Below are 16,755 nucleotides of genomic sequence, written 5' to 3'. Positions count from 1 at the left end.
GATTAAGTTACAAGTCCGCCTGCAAGATAGCGACGCGATGCAGCACTTTCAGGGGCATCCAGCACTTGCTTGGCAGCACCGTGTTCCACCACGCGACCAACCTGCATCATCACGACATCAGCAGCCAACCGACGCGCCTGACCGATGTCATGGGTTACCATAACGATGCGAACACCGCGGGCCGACGCACGCAGGATCATCCGCTCGATCATTTGTGTCGCCCCCGGGTCCAAGGCGCTGGTGGGTTCATCCAAAAACAGTGTTTCGGGGTTCAAGGCAAGCGCACGCAAAATGGCAAGCCGTTGCGCTTCGCCGCCGGACAATGAACGTGCCGATTGGCGGGCTTTGCCTTCCAGTCCGCCTTCGGCCAAAAGCTCTTCGATCCGGGATTTGCGCGATGCACGCGGCAATCCTTGACGTTTCAGCACAAAATCCAGGTTCCCGGCCACGGACCGGCGCAGCAGAACCGGCTGTTGAAAGACCATGCCCTGACGTGCTTTGTCATCGGCGTTTAGGGGTGATCCATCCTGAACCACCTGACCCTGATCGGGCACAATCAACCCGTGCAAACATCGCAGGAGCAAGCTTTTGCCAGCCCCATTGGGGCCAAGGATCAGGGTTGGACCGCGTCCGTCCAAAGACAAATGCGGGACGTCCAGCAAAGTTTTGCCGTTACGCGCGATTTTTAGCCCCTGAACGGCAAGGCCACCGGCCATTTCGCAAACGAGATCACGCATGACGCAGCCCCTCTTGTTCTGCCCTTAGGCTAACGGCACTGACCATGGCGTTCACGGCGACCGCAATGCCGATGAGTATGGCGCCCAATGCCAATGCCAGTGCCAGATTCCCCTTGGACGTTTCTAGGGCAATCGTCGTCGTCATCACCCGCGTTACGTGATTGATGTTGCCGCCTACGATAATAACGGCCCCAACTTCGGCTATCGCGCGCCCAAAACCGGCCAGCAAAGCCGTCACAAGCGCAAGCCGCGCATCCCAGAGCAGCACAGGAACCGAGGCCAATCGCGACACGCCCAGTGATCGCAGTTGTTCCGCGTATTCTTCGGCCAGCATTTCGATCACCTGTCGGGTCAGTGCCGCGACTATCGGCGTCACCAAAACCACCTGCGCGATGATCATAGCAGTCGGCGTATAGAGCAATTCCAGAACACCCAAAGGACCGGAACGAGACAACATCAAATAAACCAACAAGCCCACAACGACCGGAGGGAACCCCATCAAGGCGTTCATCAGAATAATCATCAGGCGTCGCCCCGGAAACCGTGCGACGGCCAAAGCGGCCCCAATCGGCATGCCGATCAAGGCGGAAATCAGCACAGCAAAAACGGAAACTTTAAGCGACAAAAGCACAATCGCCCAAAGCTCTGAATCTCCGTTCAGGATCAGAGAAAAAGCGGCACTGAATTCTGATGCAAATCCCTGCATATTTTTCCATCTTTATCGCATACCGGACGAAATGCGTTAAATTACAACAGAATACTATGCGATTTTTCCGGTAAGTACACACACTTTTCCGACATCAGAAACGCAAAACGCGGCCCCGTCGGGACCGCGTTCCGCTTACATCGAACTCGACTTAATTCAGAGCGGCGTCCGTGATCTTGTGCGTCCACGCTCCGTCGGGTTGCTTGGTGATCACCGGGTCTGAACCGCCAGCCAGCAGAGTGGCCACTGTGCGTTCAAAATCCGCAGGGTCTAGCGTACCGTTCGAACCAGCCGTCAGTTTGGCAATCTCACCCATCATACGCTTTTGGTGTTCCTCGGTCTGAGCACCGGTTGCGTCGTTTTCAAGCACGATATCGGCCGCTTCTTCAGGGTGCTCTTCGGCATATTTCCATCCCTTCATAGACGCACGGACAAAACGTTCCATCTTGCCCACAAAAGCTTCATCGCTCAGGTTTTCTTCCAGGACATAAAGACCGTCTTCCAGAGTTGCGACGCCCTGATCCTCGTACTTAAAGGTTACCAGCTCATCCGGGCTAACGCCTGCGTCAATCACCTGCCAGTATTCGTTGTAGGTCATGGTGCTGATGCAGTCGGCCTGGCGCTGCAGCAATGGATCGACGTTAAAGCCTTGTTTCAGCACCTCGACACCGCTTTCGCCTTTCCCACCGGTATCAATGCCCAGCTGGCTCATCCAACTCATGAATGGGAACTCATTCCCGAAGAACCAGACACCCAGCGTTCGGTTCTTGAGATCGGCTGGCGAAGCGATGCCTGCGTCCTTCCAACAAGTCAGCATCATGCCTGAACTTTTGAACGGCTGCGCGATATTGACCAGCGGCAAACCCTTTTCACGGGCAGCCAAGGCTGCTGGCATCCACTCGACAGTTACGTCAGCGCCACCGCCTGCAATAACTTGTGTGGGTGCGATGTCAGGACCACCAGGCAGGATCGTGACGTCCAAACCCTCTTCTTCGTAAAACCCCTTATCCTTAGCGACGTAGTACCCTGCAAACTGAGCCTGCGTGACCCATTTTAATTGCAGCTTCACCTCATCGGCGGACCAGGCCGCGCTTGCTGCCAGGCTAAAAGCGGCAACCGCCCCGCTGAGTAGCTTCTTCATCTTCATGTCTCCTAGTTGCTGTTGTTGCCCCATTTTCGGGGTCTGTTGAATTATGTTTACCCTCGTTGTGACGGGTGCCAGAACGTGACCGTTTTTTCGATCGCCGCGACCCCACCGTAAAACGCAGTTCCAGCCAGCGCCGCTACGGCGATCTCGGCCCAAACCAGATCGATTTCCAGACTTCCGACCCCCGTCGAAATGCGAAAGCCCATTCCGCGCGTCGGCGACCCGAAATACTCGGCCACGATGGCACCAATCAGTGCGAGTGTTGTCGCGATCTTCAGACCGTTGAACACAAATGGCATCGCCGCCGGCAGTCGCAGTTTGAGAAGCGTTTGCCAGTAGCTTGCCGCATAGGTCCGCATCAAATCACGTTGCATCGCATCAGCTTCACGTAAGCCTTGTACAGTATTGACCAAGATGGGAAAAAACACCATCACCACGACGACTGCGGCCTTTGATTGCCAGTCGAAACCAAACCAACTGACCAGAATTGGTGCAATACCCACGATCGGCAGCGCCGCGGCGAAGTTCCCGATGGGTAGCAGTCCGCGTGTTAGAAACGCCGACCGGTCAATTGCGATAGAACAGGCAAAGGCCGCAGCAGAACCGATGGCAAAACCCGTCAATGCGCCCTTGAAGACCGTCTGTTTAAAGTCTTCCCATAGAATGTTGGACGAATTCACAAATTCCTCGGCCACGTCCGACGGAGGCGGCAGGATCACTGGGGACACCTCGAGCCCGCGCACGAGGCCTTCCCACAGAACCAAAAGCGTTACACCGAAGAGTACCGGCACCAGAATCCGAACCCCGCGGTGCGTACGGTACTGCGAGATTGCCAACCGGTAGTTGGCCCACCACGCCAACCCCCAGAACAACAGTGAAAAGGATAGCCACGTCATGCGCTCAACCCCATCCGGCGCAGCGCTAGGCGCTGTAGCAGATCCAGCAGAGTAACCAAAATCCCGGCCAGAATAGCTGCGGCCAGCAAAGCCGCCCAGATCGCCAGTGGAGTTCCGAATTGATCACCAATCAGAATACGCGCGCCTAGCCCGGACACCGCACCTGTCGGCAATTCCCCGACAATGGTCCCGACAAGCGCCGCCGCAATACCGACCTTAAGCGAGGTAAAAAGATACGGCACCGAGGACGGCAATCGGAGCTTGAAGAACCCCTGCACACCTGACGCGCTATACGTTTTCAGCAAATCCAACTGCGGCGGCGACGGCGACCGCAAGCCTTTCACCATACCCACCAAGACAGGAAAATAACACAGGTAAGCCGAAATGATCGCTTTGGGCACACCGCGCCCTTCGATGCCAACTTGTGAGCTGACCACAATAATCATCGGCGCCAGTGCAACAATTGGGATCGTCTGACTGATGATGGCCCAAGGCATAAGGCTCATGTCGGCGACGCGCGAATAGACAATGGCGACGGCTGCCAAAATACCCAGCGTTGTCCCCAACAAAAAACCCCATAGGGTCGACTGCAGGGTGATACCCGCGTGATAAATCAACGACCTTTTCGAGAACGCCCGACCTTTGGCCACCATCTCTCCGGTCGTTTTCCAAAGCTCTTGCCCGACCTGCCCGGGCGTCGGCAAGCGTGGACGATCCAAAGAATACCCAACGGCAACATGACCGGGGTTCTTAGCCATCAAGATCCAAACAGATTCGTCCCGACGCGTACGCGATGTTTCCGGTGTTACCGTTTCTCCGGCGCGCTCGGCTTGATCCAAAGCGATACGGATATTCATCGGCGCTACTGCTGCATACCAAAGCACAACAATCGCGCCAAGGACCACGAGTATAGGCACAAGGTTCTTCATGCCGCCCCCACTTTGCACCAGTAATCAGTCTTCATAGGAATGCCCCGCCCTTAGGCCCTCACGCACCCGGTGCGCAACTTCGATGAACTCGGGCGTGTCGCGGATATCCAGCGGTCGTTCCTTTGGCAGTGGGCTGTCGATGACATCAGTGATCCGCCCGGGCCGAGGACTCATGACAACGATCTTGGTACTCAGGTAAACCGCCTCAGGGATGGAATGCGTCACGAAACCGATCGTTTTCTCCGTTCTTGCCCAAAGCGCCAAAAGCTGTTCGTTCAGGTGATCGCGAACGATCTCATCCAAGGCACCGAAGGGTTCGTCCATCAGCAGGATATCGGCATCAAAGGCCAGCGCCCGCGCGATGCTGGCCCGTTGCTGCATACCTCCGGATAGCTGCCAAGGGAATTTCCCGCCAAAACCTTCCAGATCAACAAGTTCCAGAACGTTCTTTACACGCTCTTCCTGTTCTGAGGCCGAAAACCCCATGATCTCAAGCGGCAGCTTGATGTTTTTGGCAATTGTCCGCCAAGGATACAACCCGGCAGCCTGAAACACATATCCATAGGCCCGCTTGCGCCGCGCTTCATCTGGCGTCATGCCGTTAACGGTCAGGGTTCCTCCGGTCGGCGTCTCAAGCGCAGCCACACAGCGTAGGAAGGTTGTCTTCCCGCAGCCGGACGGCCCGATGAAACTAACAAAATCACCCTTGTCGATGGTTAGGTTGACATCCTTCAACGCGTGAACCGGACCGTCATTGGTTTGAAAGGTCAGATCCAGGTTTTTAGCCTGGATCACCGGCCGCGTGGTACTTTCAGTATTCATTCAATTGCCTTGAAAAGATTTGGTTTTGGGCCGCAGCGCCTGCGGCCCGACCACGTTACACGCCAGTCGCAGGGATTCCCGTCCGCTCTACAGGTCTCGGCGCGGTCAGCTCTTTCCAGGTACTCAACGCCTTGTTCACATGCCCATTCGGTTCACGTGCGACGAACGCGCCATGTCCTTCCTGCGTGCGGATTTCGCCGTCATGAACTGCAACCTGCCCGCGCGTCAGGGTAAAGCGAGGCAGGCCTTTGACCTCTTTGCCCTCGAACACGTTGTAGTCGATCGCAGATTGCTGGGTATCCGCGCTGATCGTCTTGGTCTTTTCGGGGTCCCAGACAACGATATCTGCATCCGCTCCAACTAGAATCGCCCCCTTTTTCGGATAGCAATTCAATATCTTGGCAATGTTTGTTGACGTCACAGCCACGAACTCATTCGGGGTCAACCGCCCGGTGTTAACCCCGTGGGTCCACAGCATCGGCATCCGATCCTCCAACCCGCCGGTGCCGTTCGGGATCTTGGTAAAATCCCCCACGCCATAGCGTTTCTGTTCGGTAGTAAAGGCACAGTGGTCCGTCGCCACCACACTCAAAGTACCCGAATGCAACCCATTCCACAGGCTGTCCTGATGCTGCTTGTTGCGGAATGGTGGGCTCATGACCCGCCGCGCCGCGTGGTCCCAATCGTGGTGGAAATACTCGCTCTCATCCAAGGTCAGATGTTGGATCAAAGGCTCACCCCATACGCGCTTGCCCTGCATCTTGGCCCGGCGAATGGCCTCGTGGGCCTCTTCACAGGACGTGTGCACCACATAAAGCGGTACACCCGCCATGTCGGCAATCATGATTGCCCGGTTCGTGGCCTCACCTTCAACCTGCGGCGGGCGTGAATAGGCATGTGCCTCGGGGCCGGTATTGCCCTCAGCCAGCAGTTTGGCGCTGAGCTCAGCGACCACATCGCCATTCTCGGCATGAACCATGGCGATCCCGCCCAACTCAGCCAATCGCTTGAACGAAGCGAACAATTCATCATCGTTCACCATCAGCGCGCCTTTGTAGGCCATGAAATGTTTGAACGTGTTAATACCGCGCGTCTCGATCACGGTCTTTATGTCGTCAAACACCTGCTCGCCCCACCAGGTCACGGCCATGTGGAAGGAATAGTCGCAATTTGCGCGGGTCGATTTGTTGTCCCATCGTTTTAATGCGTCCAGCAGGCTTTCACCTGGGTTTGGCAGTGCAAAATCCACCACCATCGTGGTGCCTCCCGCCAATGCAGCCCGCGTCCCGCTTTCGAAATCGTCGCTGGAATATGTGCCCATAAACGGCATCTCGAGATGTGTATGAGGATCAATCCCGCCCGGCATGACATAACAACCGGTTGCATCCAGCTCTTTGTCACCTTTCAGGTCCAGACCGACTTCAGTGATAACACCATCTTCAACCATGACATCCGCTTTGTAAGACAGATCGGCGGTAACCACGGTTCCGTTCTTGATCACAGTGCTCATCTTATACTCCCTGATGCGGTCTGCGCCGCTTGCTTCATCTGGCTATAAATATCCCGGGGGAGTCGCCCCTCGGGCGACGGGGGCAGCGCCCCCTATTCCACGATTTCCGCCGTCTCGACGACTGCATGAAACAGTACATCCGCTCCGGCCGCAGCCCAGTCCTTGCTGATTTCCTCGGCCTCATTATGGCTCAAGCCATCAACACATGGGCACATCACCATGGCCGTCGGCGCAACCCGGTTGATCCAGCATGCGTCATGCCCGGCACCCGAAATGATATCCGTATGCGAATACCCCAAACGCTCAGCCGCATTACGAACGGCTGCGACACAGCCTTCGTCGAATTCAACGGGGTCAAACCCCCCCACCTTTTCAAACGAAATCTCCAGGCCCATTTCGTTGACGATATCCTCGGCCGCGACCTTCAGACGGTTTTCCATATCCGTAATCACGTCCAGATCGGGTGAACGGAAATCTACCGTAAAGACAGCCTTACCCGGAATAACGTTCCGCGAATTCGGGAAAACGTCTATGTGACCAGCAGCCCCAACGGCATGAGGGGCATGCGACCACGCGATCTCATCCACCTTTTCCAAAATACGGGCCATCGCCAAACCCGCATTCTTACGCATTGGCATAGGGGTTGACCCGGTATGGGCATCCTTGCCAGTCACTGTAACCTGTGTCCAGCTCAAGCCCTGACCATGGGTGACAACACCAATGTCCTTTCCTTCGGCTTCTAGGATCGGACCTTGCTCAATGTGCAATTCAAAGAATGCGCGCATCTTTCGCGCACCAACCTCTTCATCTCCGCGCCAGCCAATCCGCTGCAACTCATCGCCAAACTTTTTGCCCTCAGCGTCTTCACGCTCATAGGCCCAATCCTGCGTATGCATTCCTGCAAAAACACCAGACGACAGCATCGCGGGCGCGTAACGTGTACCTTCTTCATTCGTCCAATTGGTCGCAACGACCGGATGCCTGGTTTTGATGCCAAGATCGTTCAGCGTTCGGATGATCTCCAGCCCTCCCAAAACACCCAGAACGCCATCATACTTGCCGCCCGTGGGCTGCGTGTCCAGGTGAGAGCCAACATAAACCGGCAGCGCGTCGGGATCCGTTCCCTCACGGCGGGCAAACATGTTGCCCATCTGATCCAGACCCATGCTGCAACCTGCGTTCTCACACCACCTTTGAAACAGCGCGCGCCCCTCTGCGTCTTCATCCGTCAGCGTTTGACGGTTGTTCCCGCCTGCAACACCGGGGCCGATCTTCGCCATCTCCATCAGACTGTCCCACAGCCTGTCGCCATTGATCCTGAGGTTCTGCGCAGGAGCTGCCATCTTACTTTTCCCTGTTGCTTGCGATTTGGCTCGCTTTTGGTGTCTTGATTTGACCATCTGGTCAAACTCACGCTATCACGGGTTCGAGATCAGTCAAGAAATTGCAGGACACCGTCGGTTTTTTTGACCTATTCACCGCCCGCGTGCCGGAAAAAGAGACAACCTGAAAACATGCCCAAAGACCGCGCCCCAACCCGAATTCAGAAAAAGAACCGCGCCGCGATACTCGAAGCCGCACTGAACGTGTTTTCTGCGCATGGTTTCCGCGGTGCAACTGTCGACCAGATCGCGGCCGAGGCAGGTCTCAGCAAACCGAACCTACTGTATTACTTCCCCTCGAAAGAGGCTATTCACACCGCGCTCTTGTCGGGCCTTCTGGACGTTTGGCTTGCCCCGCTTCATGATTTGGATGCCGAAGGCGATCCGATGGAAGAGATACTGTCCTACATCCGGCGCAAACTGCAAATGAGCCGCGACCTGCCGCGCGAAAGCAGACTGTTTGCCAACGAGCTTGTACAGGGCGCGCCGCGAATTCACGAGTCGCTATCTACGGACCTAAAACAGTTGGTTGATGAGAAAACCGCGATTCTCACACATTGGATGGATCAAGGGAAAATTGCGCGATTGCACCCCTACCACCTTATTTTTTCGGTTTGGGCATTAACGCAGCACTACGCGGATTTCGATGTTCAGGTAAGGGCGATCTTGGGCGACGAAGATCCATTTGAGGGTGCCGAACCGTTTATCGATACGCTTTATCGCAAACTCCTGACCCCTTAAGTCGCTGTTAACTTAGAAGATACAATGTCGCGGCATGGTTACACTGCGCCCAAATCCCGAACCCTGGATCACACAGATGTTTTCCACCAAATCCGCGAAGGGCGGTGCGGTGGTGCGAAGATCAATCGCTTGGGTCGAGCGGGAGGTCGGGCACGAACGTTTCCAACAAGAGATAAAGCGGCGCGGATTTCACCTAATCCGCACCGCCAACCAATACATCGTGGTCTGCCATGGTGGCCCCATCGATATACTGTTCTAAGAAAATTCGTCGAATTTTCTCTACCAAGATTTTTCGACGAAAAATCTCTTACTCAGCCGCCTTAGCCATCGGATTATTCGGATGCGTCGTCCAGTTGGCATAGTCTGGCTGAACTTCAAGACCCGTGCGGGGATCAACTTCTCCTGCCTGCATGGGCACCATCGAAATACACCCATCGACCGGACAAACATCGACGCACAGGTTGCAGGCGACACATTCGTCGTCCATCACCTCAAAAACCCGGTCGTCAGACATCGAGATCGCCTGGTGGCTCGTATCTTCACATGCGGCGTAACACCGGCCGCATTTGATACACTGATCCTGATCAATCTTGGCTTTGGCCACGTAGTTAAGGTTCAGGTACTGCCAATCCGTCACGTTCGGCACAGCCAGCCCAACGATCTGCGAAACATCCTCATAGCCTTTCTCATCCATCCACTTGGACAGGCCGGCCGTCAGTTCGTCAATGACCTTAAAGCCATAAGTCATGGCGGCGGTGCACACCTGAACGGTGCCACATCCCAACGCCATAAACTCGGCCGCGTCGCGCCACGTGGTCACGCCACCGATGCCCGATATCGGAAGGCCATGCGTAGCCTGCGACCGCGCGATCTCGGAAACCATCGACAGCGCAATTGGCTTCACCGCTGGGCCGCAATACCCACCATGACTACCCTTGCCGTCGATTGAGGGCTCGGGGCTGAAGGTGTCCAGATTTACACTTGTGATCGAATTGATCGTGTTAATCAGAGAAACCGCATCCGCACCGCCATTTTTTGCAGCTTCGGCGGGTTTGCGGATATCGGTGATGTTGGGCGTCAGCTTTACGATCACTGGGCGATCATAGTATTTCTTGCACCATCGGGTCACCATCTCGATATATTCCGGAACCTGCCCGACGGCTGACCCCATACCGCGCTCGCTCATGCCGTGAGGACAGCCAAAGTTCAGCTCGATACCGTCCGCCCCGGTTTCCGCAACGCGTGGCAGAATCTCTTTCCAGGCCCCTTCTTCACAAGGCACCATGATGGACGCGATAAGGGCTCTGTCAGGGTAGTCCGCCTTGACCCGAGCCATTTCCTCGAGGTTGACCTCAAGCGGGCGGTCGGTGATCAACTCAATGTTGTTCAGACCCAGCAACCGCCGATCCGCACCATAAATCGCACCGTAACGAGGGCCGTTGACGTTTACGACGGGCGGGCCTTCGGCACCGAGTGTTTTCCAAACCACACCACCCCATCCGGCCTCGAATGCACGGCGGACATTGTACTCTTTGTCGGTCGGCGGCGCCGAAGCCAGCCAGTATGGATTGGGGCTTTCGATGCCCAGAAAGTTTGTCTTTAAATCAGCCATTTATCCGGCCTCCCTGATGCAATTTTGCATCTTGAACTGTAAGTTTCACGCAGTCAGGCTCGCGTGGATATCCATCGCGGCATCGCGGCCTTCGGCCACTGCAGTTACGGTCAGGTCTTCGCCACCCGCAGCACAGTCGCCACCGGCCCAGATACCTGCCATCGACGTGCGACCGGCTCCTGTGACCGCAATCTTGTTACCATCCAGCGCAAGCCCTTCTGGCGCACCCTCCAAGGTTTGACCAATCGCCTTGAGCACCTGATCAGCAGGAACGCGGATCATCTCACCCGTACCGGTCAGCTGGCCGTCAAGGCTGGACGTGTATTCCAACTCGATCTCTGCCGCTGCCCCGTTTCCATGAACGGCTACGGGTTGAACATTGGTCATGATTTTTACGCCATGCGAGGCTGCAAGGTCCTGTTCATACCGGCTGGCCCCCATGGCATCGCGTCCCCGACGGTAGGCGATTGTGACATGCTCGGCCCCAAGCAGTTTGGACTTTACCGCAGCGTCGACTGCCGTCATGCCGCCGCCGATAACCACGACATTCCGACCCACAGGTAAGCTGGCAAGATCATCCGCCTGTCGCACATCCGAAATGAACTCGACAGCGGCACGGACGCCGTCCTTGTCAATGCCGCCTGCACGCAGGGCGTTCACCCCAGCTAGACCAATGGACAAAAACACGGCATCATAGTTTTCGACCAGACCATCCAGCGAGACTCCTTCGCCAAGCGCAGAGCCGGTCTCAATCGTGATGCCACCGATTTTCAACAGCCAATCCACCTCGGCCTGCGCAAAATCGTTTGTCGATTTATAGGCGGCAATACCGTATTCGTTCAGACCACCGGGTTTGGGCTTACTTTCATGAATGACCACATCGTGGCCCAACATCGCCAGCCGGTGCGCGCAGGCTAGACCTGCGGGCCCTGCCCCAACCACTGCAACTGTCTTACCCGTTGCCGCTGCACGTTCAAACGGATGGTCGCCCGATACCATTACGCTGTCGGTTGCGTAACGTTGCAAGCGCCCGATCTCGACCGGTGATCCTTCGGCCGTCTCTCGAACGCACGCTTCTTCGCATAGTGTTTCAGTCGGACAAACACGCGCGCACATTCCGCCAAGAATATTCTGCGCAAGGATCGTTTCGCCCGCCGCCTCGGGTTGACCTGCCTGAATCTGACGCATGAACAACGGAATATCGATATCCGTCGGACAAGCCGTCACACATGGCGCGTCATAGCAGAAATAGCATCTGTCAGCTGCAACGGCGGCTTCGTGCGCGGCAAGCGGAGGATGTAAATCCGTGAAATTCGAGGTCAGCTCATCGCTGGAAAGCCGACCGGAGACTATGCCGGGGGCAATCTGGCCCTGTGCCATCGCTCTACTCCCTGTAGATATGTTCGTTATGGGGTCAGCTTGCCATAGTCTGAAATTTTATCAATTGGTAAAATTTGCCAATTGGTCAAAAAATGCAAAAACCGGGCCTTTTGACCCGGTTTCGGAAATGAATGCCTGTTTTTGCAGCGACGTCAGGCCTCAGACCATCTGCGACAGATGTCCCGTTTTCACCCAGACACGTGCGCCCGCCTCACCGGCGGTAGCCGATGAGCGTGATCCGGGCGGTAATCTGAGCCAATCCCAGGTCGCAAAATCCTCGCCCGCTTCGGTGACCATGCCGTCGATCACAAAAAGCTCAAGACCTTGTTCCGCGTCCAGATCAAGGCTTTCATCCGGAGCCATTGCCAGAACCCTTACATCTTCACCGGTGTCTTTATACAGTTGAACGTTCCCAACGCCATTAATCGACCGGCGTACTTCTGTGCGATCATCAGGATCAAACTGGTGTAGCTTAACCAGGATCGTCGCGCCCTCTTTCGCCGAAGGTGTATGTGACGAAGTCGGCGGATTGCGCACGTAGCTTCCGACAGGAAAGTCGCCGGTTTCATCCTGAAAGACACCATCCAGAACCAGATACTCCTCGCCCCCGTCATGCGTATGCGCGGCAAAGGCGCTGCCGGGTGCAAAACGAACAATCGTCGTTGCGCGGGCGACTTCCTCGCCAATGCGATCCAGCATCTTGCGCTCGACACCTGCTGCTGGCGAAGCAACCCATTCGTTCTGGTCGAAATGAACGGCGACGCGTTTGGTGAAATCTGCGTTGACCCTCATGTGCTCTCTCCTGCTGCAGCGTTCCTGCATAAAATGGGTAGGTCTCGGGGATTTTCAAATTTCATCGCGCAGACAGTCCTTCGCATCTGGTTTTGTCTGTGCCTCATGCGTACTGTGGCGCAAACGGAAATTGCTGCGCGCCGGTCTACGGCCGAACTCCTGAAAGACCTTCGATGCAGGCCAGGCCCCCAAAGTTCAACATCGTCATCATCGGGCAAGATAATCGTTTGCAATACGAGGCTGTGCTGTTTGCCGCGTCTCTTCGCCATAGCAGCCCAAACTTCGAAGGCCGCCTGATTGTCGCCGTTCCCCAGCCCGGCCCACGTTGGTCAAATGACCCCCGCATTCAAAACGAAGACGTTCTGAGAGCCTTGCAACAACTGGGTGCCGAGATATTGCCGTTCGACAATCAGGTCTTTGGTGAAAGCTATCCCTACGGCAACAAAATCGAGGCGCTAAGCACCTTGCCAGAAGGCGAACCGTTTGTATTTTTCGACAGCGACACGCTGATCACCGGGGACATCAACAGCGTTCCATTTGACTTTGACCGTCCCGGAGCGTCGCAAAAGGTCGAAGGCACATGGCCCCGCCCCACCCTTTATGGTCCGAGCTTCGATGGGATATGGCAGGCGCTTTACGGTCGGTTCGGGCTAGATTTTGACAGTTCGCTGGATAAAGAACAGCCGCCCGATTATTGGCGCCGCTACCTCTATTTCAATGCCGGATACTTTTTTTACAAATGCCCCCGGCAATTCGGCAAACTGTTTCTGGATTATGCACGCACGATCCGGGATGACGAAATTCCCGAACTGGCGGGTCAAACGTTGGATCCCTGGCTGGACCAGATCGCCCTACCCCTGGTCATTCACTCGCTCGGAGGTGGCCGCGATGTTCTGCCGCCAGGCCTGCTGGATGGGTCGGTCACCTGCCACTATCGCCTGTTTCCCCTACTTTATGCACGCGAGAGCGATCATGTGATCGACGTGTTGGAGGCCGTCGCGGCACCAAATCGCATCAAGAAAGTGCTGAAGGCCTATGAGCCGATCAAGAAACTGGTGATCCAGCAAAAAGGCCACAAAATCCGCGCGATGTTCGATCGCGATAACCTGCCGCAACGCGAACAAGCACTCCGCAATCAGATCAAAAGCAAAGGTCTTTGGATGCGGTGACAGGATTGTTGTGCGCAAGCCCTCAATCGCCTAGAGATTCTGCAACAAACATTCCAAAGGGAGATTTCAACGATGTCTGACGGCCCCACCTACGGTTTTGACACGCTTCAAATTCATGCGGGCGCGCGCCCTGATCCAGCGACTGGCGCTCGTCAGACACCGATTTACCAAACCACCGCTTACGTTTTCCGGGATGCTGAACATGCCGCAGCGCTGTTTAACCTGCAAGAAGTGGGCTTTATCTACTCGCGCCTGACCAACCCAACCGTAGCTGTCCTGCAGGAACGCGTGGCAACCCTTGAGGGCGGCGTGGGCGCGGTCTGCTGCTCGTCGGGACACGCGGCGCAGATCATGGCATTGTTCCCGCTGATGGGTCCGGGCTGCAACGTCGTTGCCTCGACCCGCCTTTACGGGGGTACTGTCACGCAGTTCAGTCAAACGATCAAACGTTTTGGTTGGTCCGCTAAGTTCGTCGACACGGACGACTTGGATGCGGTGAAAGCTGCAATCGATGAAAACACGCGGGCCGTCTTCTGCGAATCCATCGCCAACCCCGGCGGCTATGTCACCGACATCCGATCCCTAGCGGATGTCGCCGATGAAGCGGGCGTTCCGCTGATCGTCGACAACACCTCGGCCACGCCCTATCTGTGCCGACCGATTGAACATGGTGCGACATTGGTTGTGCATTCGACCACAAAGTATCTGACCGGCAACGGGACTGTAACCGGCGGCTGCATTGTGGACTCGGGCAAGTTCGACTGGTCCGCGAATGACAAATTCCCATCACTCAGCCAGCCAGAGCCCGCCTATCACGGCCTCAAATTCCACGAGACATTCGGCCCACTGGCCTTCACCTTCCACGGTATCGCCATCGGCCTGCGTGATTTGGGCATGACAATGAACCCTCAGGCTGCGCACTACACCTTGATGGGGATCGAAACCCTGTCCTTGCGGATGGAGCGTCACGTGGAAAACGCCCAGAAAATCGCGGCATGGCTCGAGGCGGATGATCGTGTGGACTATGTGACGTACGCGGGCCTGCCCTCCTCACCATACCATGACCGGGTCAAATCCCAGTACAAGAAGGGTGCAGGCGCGCTGTTCACCTTTGCGGTCAAGGGCGGCTATGACGCCTGTGTGAAGCTGGTGAATGCGCTCGAGATTTTCAGCCATGTGGCGAACCTTGGCGATGCGCGATCATTGATTATCCATTCGGCCTCGACAACACACCGGCAGCTTACACCGGAACAACAAGAGGCCGCAGGTGCCGGTCCGGGTGTTGTTCGGGTTTCTATCGGAATTGAAGACGCCGACGACCTGATCGCCGATCTGGATCAGGCACTCAGCAAAGCCAGCGCCTGAGGATATGGCCGAACATGGAACGAACGCGCTTGGCCAACCCATTGGCCTGCCGGTCTCGGGTGAATTCCCGCGTCCAGCCCCGCCGCGCAGCCCGATGGTGGGGCGATACTGTTCGGTCGTTCCATTAGACGCGAAAACTCATGCGCCCGGATTGTTCCGGGCGTTTTCACAGGATCCGTCTGGAGCGAACTGGACGTACCTGCCCGAAGACCCCATCGCGTCGCCGGACGCCTTGGAAGACTGGCTGGTGAAGTGTCAAAGCAGCAGCGATCCGTTGTTTTTCACAGTTCTGGATGGCAACGGTGATCCCGTCGGGCATGCCACATACCTGCGTATTCAACCGCAAAGTGGGGTTATTGAAGTTGGGTACATTCACTTCTCTCCCCTGCTTCAACGAACCCCAATGGCGACTGAGGCCATGTACCTGATGATGCGTCGCGTTTTCGACGAACTTGGATACCGACGCTACGAATGGAAATGCGACGCGCTAAACGCCCCATCGCGCAAGGCGGCCGAGCGTTTGGGCTTTACCTTCGAGGGCATTTTTAGACAGGCCACCCACTATAAAGGCCGCAACCGCGACACCGCCTGGTATTCAATTCTGGATAGCGAATGGCCGCGTATTCGTGCGGCTTTTGAGGCCTGGCTATCTGCTGACAATTTTGACGCGGCGGGCCAGCAACGAACTGCACTGCAGGCCCGCTCTAAGGGCTAAATTCAGTCCGAGATCCCAAATTCCATGGAAACAGTGACCGAGACAGAGACCTCTCCGCCAGCGACAGGTACTCCGCCGGCGTCAGCGGAAGCGAACTCTCGCATCTGAGCGGCCGGGCGCACGCTGCCCACCTGCTCGCTGATCTTACCGACTGGGCCCAAGGTGACATTTGCCGCCTGCGCCAGTTGTTCCGCCTTTGCTGTTGCCTCCCCGACGGCCTTGGCACGCGCTTCCGCTTCCAGCGGTTTGGGGTCCTGAATGCCAAAGCTGAGACCACCAAAGTCATTTGCACCGTCTTGAATGACCGCATCCATAACCGAGCCGAGCTGGTCCAAATCACGTACACGCACAATGACACGGTTCGACGCAACGAACCCCGTGATCTCAGGTTTTTCAGCCGTTGAGTTTCCGCGCCCTGACCAAACCGGAGACAGCGATACATCGCGCGTCTGCACATCGCGGGCATCAATCCCCATCCCATCCAAACGGGTGAGAATCTTGGACACCGCGTCCGAAGTTGCGCTCATGGCGTTTGACGCCTGAGTGTCCTCATTCGTAACACCAAGAGTAATCGTCGCCATATCGGGTTCAGCATGGACCACACCAGCCGCGCTAACGGTGATGTGACGTTCTTCCGCATGGGCCATTCCAGCGGCCGCCACAGCGATTGCTGCGGCCAAAAAAGCGAATTTCTTCAAGGTTTTCCCTCCAAAGTCGTTTCAAATTACATGGGGTGGCGGGTGTCTGCTGAACAAGAGGAATGCTTGCCTTTTTCTTTTCCTCGGCAAGATCCTGCTTTATTGTCAGTCTGCGGGCGATGTTTCGTCTGTTGTGACGCTGATAATTATGGTT

The 16,755-nt window shown here is 56.1% G+C and carries 17 protein-coding genes; 5 read left to right on the top strand and 12 right to left on the bottom strand.

All coding sequences use genetic code 11. The annotated features are described in order from the left end of the window. Positions 1 to 2 precede the first annotated feature (2 nt). The 8 genes from ACR0BD_RS11150 to ACR0BD_RS11115 all read right to left on the bottom strand — a co-directional run bounded on the left by ACR0BD_RS11150 (position 3) and on the right by ACR0BD_RS11115 (position 8,090). Positions 3 to 737 carry an ATP-binding cassette domain-containing protein gene (locus tag ACR0BD_RS11150; RefSeq protein WP_480830439.1) on the bottom strand — a complete coding sequence of 245 codons (735 nt, stop codon included), beginning with the start codon at positions 735 to 737 and terminating at the stop codon, positions 3 to 5. Next, positions 730 to 1,443, bottom strand: a complete 714-nt coding sequence (locus ACR0BD_RS11145) for an ABC transporter permease (protein ID WP_480830437.1) — start codon at positions 1,441 to 1,443, stop codon at positions 730 to 732. Before ACR0BD_RS11145 ends, ACR0BD_RS11150 begins: the two co-directional genes overlap by 8 nt. A gap of 151 nt (positions 1,444 to 1,594) precedes the next feature. Then, positions 1,595 to 2,584 (bottom strand): ABC transporter substrate-binding protein, encoded by a 990-nt coding sequence (locus tag ACR0BD_RS11140; RefSeq protein WP_480830435.1) that lies wholly within the window; start codon positions 2,582 to 2,584, stop codon positions 1,595 to 1,597. 56 nt (positions 2,585 to 2,640) lie between these two features. Beyond that, positions 2,641 to 3,486 carry an ABC transporter permease gene (locus tag ACR0BD_RS11135; RefSeq protein WP_480830433.1) on the bottom strand — a complete coding sequence of 282 codons (846 nt, stop codon included), beginning with the start codon at positions 3,484 to 3,486 and terminating at the stop codon, positions 2,641 to 2,643. Next, positions 3,483 to 4,415: an ABC transporter permease gene (locus tag ACR0BD_RS11130; RefSeq protein WP_480697589.1), complete on the bottom strand. Its 933-nt coding sequence runs from the start codon at positions 4,413 to 4,415 to the stop codon at positions 3,483 to 3,485. The genes ACR0BD_RS11135 and ACR0BD_RS11130 overlap by 4 nt, the downstream gene beginning before the upstream one ends. Before the next feature lie 24 nt (positions 4,416 to 4,439). Next, on the bottom strand, positions 4,440 to 5,237 hold the full coding sequence (locus ACR0BD_RS11125) for an ABC transporter ATP-binding protein (RefSeq protein WP_480830431.1): 798 nt from the start codon (positions 5,235 to 5,237) through the stop codon (positions 4,440 to 4,442). 55 nt (positions 5,238 to 5,292) lie between these two features. Then, positions 5,293 to 6,747 (bottom strand): dihydropyrimidinase, encoded by a 1,455-nt coding sequence (gene hydA / locus ACR0BD_RS11120; RefSeq protein ID WP_480830428.1) that lies wholly within the window; start codon positions 6,745 to 6,747, stop codon positions 5,293 to 5,295. Between the two features lie 92 nt (positions 6,748 to 6,839). Continuing rightward, the gene (locus ACR0BD_RS11115) at positions 6,840 to 8,090 is read right to left on the bottom strand and encodes a Zn-dependent hydrolase (protein ID WP_480830426.1); all 1,251 of its coding nucleotides are present in this window, start codon (positions 8,088 to 8,090) and stop codon (positions 6,840 to 6,842) included. Positions 8,091 to 8,261: 171 nt separating this feature from the next. Here ACR0BD_RS11115 and ACR0BD_RS11110 point away from each other — a divergent pair, with 171 nt between their 5' ends. Together ACR0BD_RS11110 and ACR0BD_RS11105 are read left to right on the top strand one after the other, a co-directional pair. Next, a complete protein-coding gene (locus ACR0BD_RS11110) occupies positions 8,262 to 8,870 on the top strand; it encodes a TetR family transcriptional regulator C-terminal domain-containing protein (RefSeq protein WP_480830424.1) in 609 nt (202 codons plus the stop codon). Between the two features lie 34 nt (positions 8,871 to 8,904). Further along, positions 8,905 to 9,129: an N-(5'-phosphoribosyl)anthranilate isomerase gene (locus ACR0BD_RS11105; RefSeq protein ID WP_480830422.1), complete on the top strand. Its 225-nt coding sequence runs from the start codon at positions 8,905 to 8,907 to the stop codon at positions 9,127 to 9,129. A gap of 48 nt (positions 9,130 to 9,177) precedes the next feature. Here ACR0BD_RS11105 and preA read toward each other — a convergent pair whose 3' ends face one another. From preA to ACR0BD_RS11090, 3 genes are all read right to left on the bottom strand, one after another. Then, complete coding sequence (preA, locus tag ACR0BD_RS11100; RefSeq protein ID WP_480830420.1) at positions 9,178 to 10,482, bottom strand: NAD-dependent dihydropyrimidine dehydrogenase subunit PreA; 1,305 nt, start codon at positions 10,480 to 10,482, stop codon at positions 9,178 to 9,180. A 45-nt stretch (positions 10,483 to 10,527) separates the two neighbouring features. Next, positions 10,528 to 11,862, bottom strand: coding sequence for an NAD(P)-dependent oxidoreductase (locus ACR0BD_RS11095; RefSeq protein WP_480830418.1), 1,335 nt, complete (start codon positions 11,860 to 11,862; stop codon positions 10,528 to 10,530). Between the two features lie 159 nt (positions 11,863 to 12,021). Next, positions 12,022 to 12,654, bottom strand: a complete 633-nt coding sequence (locus ACR0BD_RS11090; protein WP_480830417.1) for a cupin domain-containing protein — start codon at positions 12,652 to 12,654, stop codon at positions 12,022 to 12,024. A gap of 173 nt (positions 12,655 to 12,827) precedes the next feature. Here ACR0BD_RS11090 and ACR0BD_RS11085 point away from each other — a divergent pair, with 173 nt between their 5' ends. From ACR0BD_RS11085 to ACR0BD_RS11075, 3 genes are all read left to right on the top strand, one after another. After that, positions 12,828 to 13,823 (top strand): hypothetical protein, encoded by a 996-nt coding sequence (locus ACR0BD_RS11085; RefSeq protein ID WP_480830415.1) that lies wholly within the window; start codon positions 12,828 to 12,830, stop codon positions 13,821 to 13,823. A 72-nt stretch (positions 13,824 to 13,895) separates the two neighbouring features. Next, the gene (locus ACR0BD_RS11080) at positions 13,896 to 15,188 is read left to right on the top strand and encodes an O-acetylhomoserine aminocarboxypropyltransferase/cysteine synthase family protein (RefSeq protein WP_480697608.1); all 1,293 of its coding nucleotides are present in this window, start codon (positions 13,896 to 13,898) and stop codon (positions 15,186 to 15,188) included. Positions 15,189 to 15,192: 4 nt separating this feature from the next. Continuing rightward, the gene (locus tag ACR0BD_RS11075) at positions 15,193 to 15,903 is read left to right on the top strand and encodes a GNAT family N-acetyltransferase (protein WP_480830413.1); all 711 of its coding nucleotides are present in this window, start codon (positions 15,193 to 15,195) and stop codon (positions 15,901 to 15,903) included. Positions 15,904 to 15,905: 2 nt separating this feature from the next. On the opposite strand, the gene ACR0BD_RS11070 is transcribed toward ACR0BD_RS11075, so the two are convergent. Continuing rightward, positions 15,906 to 16,601, bottom strand: a complete 696-nt coding sequence (locus ACR0BD_RS11070; protein WP_480830411.1) for an SIMPL domain-containing protein — start codon at positions 16,599 to 16,601, stop codon at positions 15,906 to 15,908. Positions 16,602 to 16,755 lie beyond the last annotated feature (154 nt).

The organism is Ruegeria sp. G5 (assembly GCF_056533365.1).
Note: the sequence above shows the minus strand (reverse complement) of the source record. Positions and strands in the feature narration are given on the sequence as shown.